The organism is Nocardia cyriacigeorgica (genome assembly GCF_010868145.1).
GTDB classification, from domain to species: domain Bacteria; phylum Actinomycetota; class Actinomycetes; order Mycobacteriales; family Mycobacteriaceae; genus Nocardia; species Nocardia cyriacigeorgica_D.
Genome location: NZ_JAAGUY010000047.1, coordinates 18,474 through 27,279, shown reverse-complemented (window position 1 = coordinate 27,279; position 8,806 = coordinate 18,474). Strand labels below are relative to the sequence as shown.

The following is an 8,806-nucleotide window of genomic DNA, read 5'->3' as shown; positions in this document are numbered from 1 at the left end:
GTTCGGGGCGGGGTCGGTGAGTGGTGATCCGGGGAAGCGGGTCGCTGTGTTCGGTGGTGGGGTCGCGGGGCTGACGGCCGCGCATGAACTGGCCGAACGTGGCTTCCAGGTCACCGTCTACGAGCGACGGGCGTTGGGGGGCAAAGCGCGCAGCATTCCGGTGCCGGGGACGGGTACCGGTGGGCGCCCGGATCTGCCCGGCGAGCACGGCTTCCGCTTCTTTCCCGGCTTCTACCACCATGTTCCCGATACCATGCGGCGAATTCCGTTCGGCGCCAACCCGGATGGAGTGTGGAACAACCTCGTAGCCGCGCCCCAAGCGCGATTCGCGCGACGCGACGGTGACGACTTCCGGCTCCCGCTCGGCGCCACGCACATGGCCACCGCCACCCCGGAGGCGTTCCGGGAAACCATGGGCGCATCCATCGCCACCGCGCTGAGAATGCCACCCGTCGAGGGTGCCTTCTTCGCCAACCGGCTGCTGGTCTTCTTCACCAGTTGCGATGCCCGCCGCTTCGGTCAGTGGGAGCACATGTCGTGGCGTGATTTCGTTCGCGGACACCAGCGTTCGCACGAGTTCCGCGCGCTGCTCTCACGCACACTCACCAGTCTGCTTGTGGCCGCCAAGGAAGATATGGCCAGTGCGCGCACCATCGGCAGCATGGGCGAGCAGTTCCTCGGCAATCCACTCGAGATCGGTAACGACGGCGACCTGGACCGGGTGCTGAATGGTCCGACCAATGAGGCGTGGATCGATCCCTGGGTGTCGCGCCTGCGTGAGCTGGGTGTTCGCTTCGAACTCGGTGCCGAGGTGCGTGGCCTCGACGTGCGGGACCGGCGGATCAGTGGTGCCCGGATCGTCGACGGCAGCGGTGCCGCGCGCACCGTCGACGCCGATCACTATGTGGTCGCGCTGCCTGCCGAACGGGCACGCACACTCTGGTCCCCCGATATCCGTGCGGTCCGTCCCGAGCTGGCCGCCATGGACAACCTGCACACCGACTGGATGAACGGCATCCAGTTCTATCTGCGCACCTCACCCGATATCGTCACCGGCCACGCGGCCTACATCGATTCTCCGTGGGCGATCACGTCGATCAGCCAGAACCAGCTCTGGAGCCGCAAACTCCCCGAGTTCGGTGACGGCGCGGTCGCCGACTGCTTCTCGGTGGACATCTCCAACTGGAACACCCCGGGCATCCTGTACGGCAAACCGGCCAAGGAATGCACCCACGAGGAGATCGCCCGCGAGACGTGGGCGCAGATCACCAGCCATCTCAACGACCGCGGCGAGGTCCTGCGCGATGCGGACCTGCACTCCTGGTTCCTCGATCCGGGAATCACCTGGCAGGCCGAGCAGCGCCGCAATACCAATGCCGACCCGCTGCTCATCAATACCGCGGGTTCGTGGGATTCGCGCCCGCGGTCACACGGCGCCCTGGAAAACCTGTTCCTCGCCGGTGACTACGTCCGCACAAGTATCGACCTTGCCACGATGGAAGGCGCGTCAGAATCGGCGCGCGGCGCTGTCAACGCCCTGCTCGACGTCACCGGGTCCGACGCCCCGCGCTGCCGGACGTTCACCCTGTTCCGCTCGCCCGAGCTGGAACCGCTGCGTCAGGTGGATGCCGACCGCTACGCCAAGGGCGAACCGAATCTGTTCGATATCGACATCTGAAGGTGATCGATCCGACTTCGGCCCACCGACAAAACGGGTTCGCCGGAAGCCACAGTCGGTGCTTCAATCGTCGATATGAGCAACGACCCTGAGATCACCGATTCCACCGAGCTCAGGGAGTTGCTCGGCGCGGTCATGCCGCGCGCGGTAAGCAAGGAGCGTGTCTCCTTGCATCCACGCGACCGGGAGTGGATCGCGTGCAGTCCGTTTCTGGTGATGTGCACCAGCGACGGAGACGGCAACTGCGATGCCTCGCCGAAGGGCGATCCGGCCGGCTTCGTCAAGGTCCTCGACGACACCACCATCGCCATCCCGGAGCGCCCAGGCAACCGGCGCGCCGACGGCTACCTCAATATCCTGGCCAATCCGCACGTCGGGCTGCTGTTCATGATTCCGGGCCGCCGCGAGACGTTGCGCATCAACGGCCGTGCGCGCCTGATCCGCGACGCCCCGTACTTCGAGGACATGGTGGTGCGCGGGCATCGGCCGATTCTGGCGGTCGAGGTCGGCATCGAGCAGATCTTCTTCCACTGCGCCAAGGCGTTCATGCGCAGCCATCTGTGGGAGCCGGACAACTGGCCTCTGGACACCCTGCCCAGCCCGGCCCGGCTGATCAAAGAGGTGCAGACCAACATCACCGAAAGCGTCGAAGACCTGGAGACCTACTATTCGGCGGCCACCTACGAGCGCAAGCTCTACAACGACTCCCCGACCTGATCCGGCCCGCATCGCGCGGCGAACATAGACTCGCGGCGTGGCAGACATATCGGTGCGCGGGCGGATCGCGCTGCGGGCGGCGGCGTCGGCGTCGTGGGCCTCGCAGAAGGCCGGTCGCGGCAAAGGGTCGATGATCGGCGGGCTGATCGCCCTGAAAATCGATCCGACGATCATGGATCAACTGGGTCGCGGGCGGCGAACGGTGCTGGTCACCGGCACAAACGGCAAGTCGACCACCACCAGGATGACGACGGCAGCGCTGAGTACCCTCGGTGACGTCGCCACCCAGGTCGATGGCGCCAATATGGATGCGGGCATCGTCGCGGCGCTGAGCGTCAACCGGACCGCCGCCCTGGCCGCCATCGAGGTCGACGAGCTGCACCTGCCGCATGTCACCGATTCGCTGAACCCGGCCGCCGTGGTGCTGCTCAATCTCAGCCGCGACCAGCTCGACCGCGTCGGCGAGATCAACATGATCGAACGCAAGCTGCGCGCGGGCCTGGCCAGGCATCCGGACACGATCGTGATCGCCAACTGTGACGACGTGCTGATCACCTCGATCGCCTACGACCACCCGAACGTGGTGTGGGTCTCCGCGGGCAGCGGCTGGGCGATGGACGCCACCAGCTGCCCGCGCAGCGGTGAGCCGATCGTCTGGGAGGGTGAGCACTGGCGCAGTACCGGCGCCGATTTCCAGCGTCCGCAACCGGATTGGTGGTTGGACGGCGAAAAGCTGCGTGGCCCGGACGAATTCACTGCGGAACTGCGGCTGGCACTGCCCGGCCGGGCCAATCGAGGTAATGCGGCGCAGGCGGTCGCGGCCGCCGTGTCGCTCGGCGCGGACGCCACCCAGGCAACCGCCGCGGCGGGTACGGTCCGCGAGATCGCCGGCCGCTACCGGACCGTCCAGGTCGGCGAACATTCCGCGCGGCTGCTGCTTGCCAAGAATCCGGCGGGCTGGCAGGAAGCACTGTCCATGATCGATCACGATGCGGCGGGACTGGTGATCGCCGTCAACGGGCAGGTACCTGACGGCGAGGACCTGTCCTGGTTGTGGGATGTGCGGTTCGAGCATTTCGAGGGTGTCCAGGTGGTCGCCGCCGGAGAGCGCGCGACCGACCTCGCCGTCCGGCTCACCTATGCGGGCGTCGAACACACCACGATCGCGGATCCCTTGCGCGCTATCGCTTCCTGCCCCGCCGGACGGGTCGAGGTACTGGCGAACTACACCGCCTTCCGCGATCTGAACCGCGATCTCGACGCCCGGTGAAAGGGACCCCGATGAGTGAATCGACCGTGCGGATCGGGTTGGTCCTGCCGGATGTGATGGGCACCTACGGCGACGGCGGCAATGCCCTTGTGCTGCGGCAGCGCCTGCGCATGCGCGGCTACGACGCCGAGATCGTGGAGATCACCCTGTCCGATCCGGTGCCGGACTCCCTCGACATCTACACCCTCGGCGGTGCGGAGGATTCCGCGCAGCGGCTCGCGACCCGCCACCTCCAGCGCTATCCGGGCCTGCAACGGGCGGCCGCGAAAGGCGCACCGGTATTGGCGATCTGCGCCGCGATCCAGGTGCTCGGCCAGTGGTATGAAACCTCCACCGGCGAACGTGTCGACGGCGTCGCCCTCCTCGACGCGACCACCTCGCCCCAGGACACACGCGCCATCGGCGAGGTGACCACCACCCCACTCGTCCCCGGACTGAGTGCACCCCTCACCGGCTTCGAAAACCATCGGGGCGGAACCTCACTCGGCTCCGACGCCACCGGTGTGGCCCGAGTGACCCGAGGTGTGGGCAACGGTGTCGGCGACGGTCTCGAAGGCGTCGTCCAAGGCTCGGTCATCGGCACCTACATGCACGGTCCCGCCCTCGCCCGCAACCCGGAACTGGCCGACCTCATCCTCACCCGCGCACTCGGCATCGACTCCCTCGAGCCGCTGAACCTCCCCGAGGTCGACCAACTCCGCCGCGAACGCCTCCGCGCCTGATCGGTCGCGGCGCCGCGAGTGGCACCTCGGCGCGGAGTCCTCGCGTGGACTGGCGCAGCCGAGTGCCACTCGCGGGTTCTTATGCACGGGCAGGGGTCTTGGGGAGCTGTTGCTCCAGGGGCGGGGGCTCTGTGGGTGTCGTTCGGGTGGAGCGGGGTGAGGTTGCCACGAAGGCGCCCGCTATGACGATTGCTCCGCCGACGAGGCTTGCGGCGGTTGGGGTTTCGTCGAGGACGATCCAGGCTGCGGCCATACCGACTACCGGGACCAGCAGGGAGAGTGGGGCTACGGCGCCTGCGGGGTAGCGGCTCATGAGGTAGGTCCAGAGGCCGGAGCCGACGACGGTGGCCAGGATGGCGATGTAGGCCAGGGCAGCGAGGGCGGGCCAGCCGGTGGGGGAGAGGGTGGCGGCGAGGGCGTGGAAGCCGGTGGTTGGGCCCTCTAGGGCGGCGGACAGGGCGAACAGGGGTAGGACGGGGACGACCGCGATCCACAGGGTGAGGTGCAGCGGGTTGACGCCGGGTGACTCGGAACCGGCGCGGCGGGCGCCGATATTGCCCAATGCCCAGCCGAAACCGCCGGCCAGGGTGAGCAGCACGGGGATCACGCTGGCGTGGGCGAAACGGTCAAAGCCGATCACCGCCATACCGGCCACGGCGGTGACGAGCCCGCCTACCTGGATCGGGCGGATTCGTTCCGACAGCAACAGCGCGCCGAGAGCGACGGTGAACGGCGCCGACGATTGCAGCACAAGCGAGGCCAGACCGGTCGGCATACCCACCCGCATGGCGGTGAACAGGAACGCGAACTGCAACATGCCGAAACCGAGTCCGTACAACAGGATCCAACGCCACCGCACATCCGGGCGTGGAATGAACAGCAGCACCGGAACCGCGATGACGGCGAAGCGAAGGGAGGCGAAGAAGAACGGCGGCAGGTGGTCGAGGCCGACGCGGATGGCGAGGAAGTTCAGCCCCCACAGCAGGACGACGGTCAGTCCGAGCATACGGTCACGGGTGGTCACACACACCAGGATGGGGGCGGTGAATGCTCAGAACAATCGAATTCATATGCACTATTTATGTAGCATTGCTTAATGAATTCTGCGGGTTCACCGATGTCGCTGGAGCGTTTGCGGGTATTGCGTGAGTTCGCCGACCGCGGCACCGTCGCCGCCACCGCGGCCGCCCTGTCCATGACGCCCTCGGCGGTATCCCAGCAATTGAAGGTCCTGGCGCGTGAGGCGGGCGTGGCGCTTCTGGAGCCCGATGGCCGGCGGGTGCGGCTCACCGATGCCGGTCACGCCCTGGTGGTGCGCGCCGACGAGGTGCTGGCAGCGATGGATCGTGCGGTCGCCGAGATGGCGCACTACCGTGGCTCGCCGCGTGGACGGGTGCGGGTGGCGGTGTTCCCCTCCGGCGGAGCGTTACTACTGCCGCGCGTGTTGCCCGCGCTCGCCGACAGCGGTGTCGAGGTCGTCGCCCGCGACGAGGACGTCCCGCCGACCGAAACCCACCGTCTGCTCGCCGATTACGACATCGTCCTCACTCATCGCGACGAACGCGCCGCGCCGCTCTCCGGCCCGCGCATCGCGTCACGGGTATTGATGCGCGAACCCATCGACGTGGTGGTCGCGCGGAGTCATCGACTGGCGGGCCACTCCGCCGTCACCCCGGCCGAGCTGGCCGACGAGAGCTGGCTGAGCGTACGCGGCGGATTCCCGGTCGACGATGTGCTGCGCTCCATCGCCACCGTGACCGGAGTCGAACCGCGAATAGCGCAGCGCCTCAACGAATTCCGAATGATCGAGACCCTGGTGGCGACCGGCTACGGCGTGGCGTTGATGCCACGCCACGCGGTGACACACCCAGAACTGTCGGTGCTGCGCCTATCCGGTGTCCGCGCCGCGCGCCTGTACGAACTCGCCACGCGACCCCGTGCGGAAGAGCGCCCCGCGATCGCGACGGTCCTCGATGCGTTCATCACCGCCGCAGCGGAAATCCCGGACCGAGCCGGACCGCACGCCAGTCCTTCGCGGCCGCCGTCGATCTGATCGCGACCACCGCGCCGGACGGAGCGCTCATGCCGACCACTGCTGTCCGCGAGCCGCAACCCGGTGCGAGCTGCCTCCTACGCAGGCCGCGACCCGACTCGGGGCCACCCGCGCGTGACTCCGTGCGCCGGTCAGCGCCCGTACTGCTGCTGCCCCGCCGCATACCCGAAGTCGTCGGCCACCATCGCCGCCAACTCCAGCAGCGCACGCCGCGTCGGCTTGCTCACCAGCTCCAGGTCGATCTCCGCGCCCTCGGCGAGGTGGTCGTCGAACGGAACCACCTGCACCGCACGGGTGCGGTCGAGGAACAGCTTGCGCAGCTGATCGATATCGACCGAGGAGGCGCCGCGCCGGGAGGCGTTGACCACCACAACGGTCCGCTCCACCAGCTTGCTGTAGCCGTGGTGGTCGAGCCAGTCGAGGGTGGCCGAGGCGCTGCGCGCGCCGTCGATCGCAGGTGAGGTCACCAGGACCAGTGAACTGGCCATATCGAGCACGCCGGACATGGCCGAGTGCATCAGGCCGGTGCCACAGTCGGTCAGGATGATGTTGTAGAACGACTGCAGGATGCCGATGGCCTTGCGGTAATCGGCCTCGCTGAACGCCTCCGAGACAGCAGGATCCTGTTCACTGGCAAGCACTTCGAGTCGGCTCGGTGCCTGCGAGGTGTGCGCGCGGACATCGGAGTACCTGGTGATGTGCTGGTCTTCGAGCAGGTTGCGGACCGTCGAGCGGGTCTGGCGCGGCACCCGATGCGCGAGGGTGCCGAGGTCGGGGTTGGCGTCGATGGCGATGACGCGGTCACCGCGCAGCGAGGCGAACGTCGAACCGATACCGACGGTGGTGGTGGTCTTACCGACACCGCCCTTCAGCGACAGGATCGCGATCCGGTAGTCGCCGCGCACCGGCTGGTTGACTCGCTCGACCAGGTCGGCGTGCACGACGTCGGCGGCGGATTCGCCCGGGTTGATGATGCCGCGCGAGGCCTTGTGCACAGCCCGGCGCCAGCCGCTGCGCGGGGCCTTGCGGGCCCGCTTCAGCAGGTTCAGGTCGTTGACCGAATGTCCGGGCTGTCCGGGCTGCGGCATGTGCTGCGGCACGAACGGGGTCTGCTGCGGTTGTCCCTGCTGCTGCGCCTGCGGCGGGCCGCTTTGCCAGTCCGGCGTCTGGTACTGCCCGGTCGAGGGGCCGCTCATCCCGGTCGGTGCGGGCTGCTGCTGGTAGTTCTGCTGCTGGGGCGGGGCCGCCGGCGGCGGGGCCCAGCTGTTGATGGCGCCACCGCGCGGGTCGCCACCACCATCGGGCGTCTGGTGATGGTTCGACTGCTCGGGCGTCTGCGGCGGAGCCTGGAATTGTTCACCAGGCGGTGCATATCCGCCCTGGGCGAACTGTCCCTGATTCTGCGGGTGCTCGAATGGCCCCGGAACCGGCGGTTGCATGAACTGCCCGGACGTGTACTGCTGGTTGAACTGGCCGGGAGCCTGCTGCTCGAAGTGACCCGGCATCGGGGCCTGCTCGAACTGTCCCGAGTTGTGCGGCTGCTGGTCGAACTCACCGGGCGCGGGTGGATCGAACCGGCCGGGGATCGGCTGCTCCTGGAACTGTCCGGGGCCCGCCTGCGAGAACTGGCTCTGGCCGGACTGATCGAATGGGCCCGACGGTGCGAACGGGCCGCCCGGAGGTGCGAATGCGCCGCTTTGGTCGGGGAATTGGCCGGGAGGTGCGAATGCGTCGCTTTGGTCGGGGAATTGGCTCGGAGGGGCGAACGAGCCCTGCTCCGAGAATTGACCCGGACCCTGCTCAGGGAACTGGCTCGGCTGCGCGAATTGACCGCTGGTGTGCGGCACGAACTGTCCGGGAGCCTGTTCAGGAGACTGGTCCGGCTGCGCGAATTGACCGCTGGTGTGCGGTGCGAACTGTCCGGGAGCCTGTTCAGGAGACTGGTCCGGCTGCGCGAACTGTCCGCTGGTGTGCGGCACGAACTGCTCGGGCGCCTGCTCGAACTGACCGGACCCTGCCTCGGCGGCGCCGACGCCTGCGAACTGGTCCGCACCGAACAACGGTTCGTTCACCGAGTACACCGACGTGGCATCGGCAGGCCCGGAGCCGTTATCCGACTCGGATTCCGGCGTATCGCCCGCTGAGTTCGCATCGGCGGCCGCGGACTGCTCGGGTTCACCGGCGTCGTTCTGCGGCTGCTGAGCATCGGATTCGGTGGCGATTCCGGCGCCGTCCGCCGGATGACTCTGCAGCCAGGGCGGAGAAGTCGGGTTGTCGTTGTCTGTCACAGTTCCCCCATCTGCTCGGGCATTTCGAGCAGAGAGCTCGGTGGCTGAAGTGCGACTTCACGCTAGCAGGTGACTCAA

Annotated in this window: 7 protein-coding genes; 5 read left to right on the top strand and 2 right to left on the bottom strand. The window is 67.7% G+C overall.

What is annotated here, in order from left to right; translation table 11 throughout:
- The 4 genes from GV792_RS28200 to GV792_RS28185 all read left to right on the top strand — a co-directional run.
- On the top strand, positions 1–1,678 hold a 1,678-nt coding region (locus tag GV792_RS28200; RefSeq protein WP_256673905.1), incomplete at its 5' end, for a hydroxysqualene dehydroxylase.
- Positions 1,679–1,753: 75 nt separating this feature from the next.
- A complete protein-coding gene (locus GV792_RS28195; protein ID WP_163828028.1) occupies positions 1,754–2,395 on the top strand; it encodes a pyridoxamine 5'-phosphate oxidase family protein in 642 nt (213 codons plus the stop codon).
- A gap of 37 nt (positions 2,396–2,432) precedes the next feature.
- Positions 2,433–3,665 (top strand): MurT ligase domain-containing protein, encoded by a 1,233-nt coding sequence (locus GV792_RS28190; protein WP_163828027.1) that lies wholly within the window; start codon positions 2,433–2,435, stop codon positions 3,663–3,665.
- Between the two features lie 11 nt (positions 3,666–3,676).
- Positions 3,677–4,387: a type 1 glutamine amidotransferase gene (locus GV792_RS28185; protein WP_163828026.1), complete on the top strand. Its 711-nt coding sequence runs from the start codon at positions 3,677–3,679 to the stop codon at positions 4,385–4,387.
- 79 nt (positions 4,388–4,466) lie between these two features.
- Here GV792_RS28185 and GV792_RS28180 read toward each other — a convergent pair whose 3' ends face one another.
- Entirely contained in the window at positions 4,467–5,411 is a 945-nt protein-coding gene (locus GV792_RS28180; RefSeq protein WP_309138698.1) for an EamA family transporter, read from the bottom strand.
- A gap of 93 nt (positions 5,412–5,504) precedes the next feature.
- Here GV792_RS28180 and GV792_RS28175 point away from each other — a divergent pair, with 93 nt between their 5' ends.
- Positions 5,505–6,440, top strand: coding sequence for a LysR family transcriptional regulator (locus tag GV792_RS28175; protein ID WP_163828030.1), 936 nt, complete (start codon positions 5,505–5,507; stop codon positions 6,438–6,440).
- Between the two features lie 131 nt (positions 6,441–6,571).
- On the opposite strand, the gene GV792_RS28170 is transcribed toward GV792_RS28175, so the two are convergent.
- The gene (locus GV792_RS28170; protein WP_375154481.1) at positions 6,572–8,728 is read right to left on the bottom strand and encodes a nucleotide-binding protein; all 2,157 of its coding nucleotides are present in this window, start codon (positions 8,726–8,728) and stop codon (positions 6,572–6,574) included.
- Positions 8,729–8,806: the final 78 nt, after the last annotated feature.

Excerpts from the sequence above, each read along its gene's own strand:
- GV792_RS28195 (WP_163828028.1), top strand. The coding sequence starts at position 1,754 with ATGAGCAACGACCCTGAGATCACCGATTCCACCGAGCTCAGGGAGTTG.
- GV792_RS28185 (WP_163828026.1), top strand. The coding sequence starts at position 3,677 with ATGAGTGAATCGACCGTGCGGATCGGGTTGGTCCTGCCGGATGTGATG.
- GV792_RS28175 (WP_163828030.1), top strand. The coding sequence starts at position 5,505 with ATGTCGCTGGAGCGTTTGCGGGTATTGCGTGAGTTCGCCGACCGCGGC.